This window comes from Streptomyces sp. NPDC004667 (assembly GCF_040609475.1).
Classification (GTDB): Bacteria; Actinomycetota; Actinomycetes; order Streptomycetales; family Streptomycetaceae; genus Streptomyces.
Genome location: NZ_JBEXKC010000273.1, coordinates 1 through 1,198 on the forward strand (window position 1 = coordinate 1; position 1,198 = coordinate 1,198).

Sequence of the window (1,198 nt, forward strand, 5' to 3'; positions counted from 1 at the left end):
TCGCAGGCAACAAGATCGAGTTCATCGGCGCGGGCAAGGCCCCCGAGAACCTCGAGTCCCGCCAGACACGGTGAGCCGGCGCGGCTCCCCGCCGGACCGGGCGCCCGTCGGGGCGACGAGAGCCTCGGCGTCGTCGTCTGTGGCCCAGCCCGAGAGCCGGTCCTCACCCGACGCGTCCTCGGCCAGGGTCAAGAAGGGGTCGTCCGACCGGACCGTCCGCGTCCCACCACCGGACCGGGCCATCAGGAGTGCGCCGGTCGGCGTCCGGGTGGGCATTTCGATCTTCCCATGGGCGAGCAGCCACGCCGGCACGGCGGCGCGGTCGGACTCCGGGTGGACGTCACTCCCGCCGACGGGGGCGGGGAAGTCGCCGTGGCGACGGCGCCACCGGACCACCGCGGCGTGCCTGCCCGGCGTCGCCGCTCCTCCACAGGTCGTGTTTCGGCCGTGCCCGGCGGCTCAGGCGGAGCGCAGGCGGAGTCCGATCTCCTGTTCCTGATCGCCCGATACGCTCCCCGCGTCCTCGACGGCGAAGTGCGCAGCGAGGGCGACCCGTACGCGTTCCACGGCCCGCGGGCCGCCCTGGAGGGTGAGGCCGACGGTGTCGGCCAGGGTGACCGCGGCCGGCCGGTCCCGCGCCGGCTCGGCCGCGTCGAGAGTCGTGACCCAGACGGTCGCGCCGTGGCCCTCCGCGGTGGCGCGGTCCGTGCCGGGGTTCTGGGGGAAGAGGCGTTCGAGCAGGGCGAGCACGGCCCGTGCGTCCGCCTCCGAGCAGCCCGCCACCGTCACCCCCACCTCGGCGACGGGGGTGTCACTGTCCCGGCTCTCCATGGTCGTCCTCTTCCTCTCGTACCGGGTCGCGCGGGTCGGACCGCCGTTCGGTCCGCCGGGGGCGGGGAACAATCCGTGGGAAGCGTGCGTCCCGGCCGCGCGACGAGTGTCTCCACGCTCACACGGGTGCCCGCCGCGCGCATCACGGGCCGCTCAGCCGCCGTACGGGGGGCGTGCTCCGGGAGAGGTCCCTCCACCGGGGCGGTCCCGGTCGCCGGCGCCTTCGAGGACCAGGCGCGGGAGGGCGTGCGGGTGCTTCTCCGAGAGCCAGCCGATCAGCTGCTCCCGTACCGCGCAGCGCACGGTCCACAGGCAGTCGGGGTCCTTGGCCGTGACGATGGCGCGCACGACCATGGTGGAGGGCGTC

The 1,198-nt window shown here is 75.1% G+C and carries 1 protein-coding gene and 1 pseudogene; both read right to left on the bottom strand.

Translation table 11 applies throughout. The annotated features are described in order from the left end of the window. Window positions 1-459: 459 nt before the first annotated feature. The gene (locus ABZW32_RS39995) at window positions 460-831 is read right to left on the bottom strand and encodes a hypothetical protein (protein ID WP_345196798.1); all 372 of its coding nucleotides are present in this window, start codon (window positions 829-831) and stop codon (window positions 460-462) included. A 153-nt stretch (window positions 832-984) separates the two neighbouring features. Further along, a pseudogene (locus ABZW32_RS40000) lies at window positions 985-1,198 on the bottom strand (mechanosensitive ion channel family protein); the annotation flags it as partial.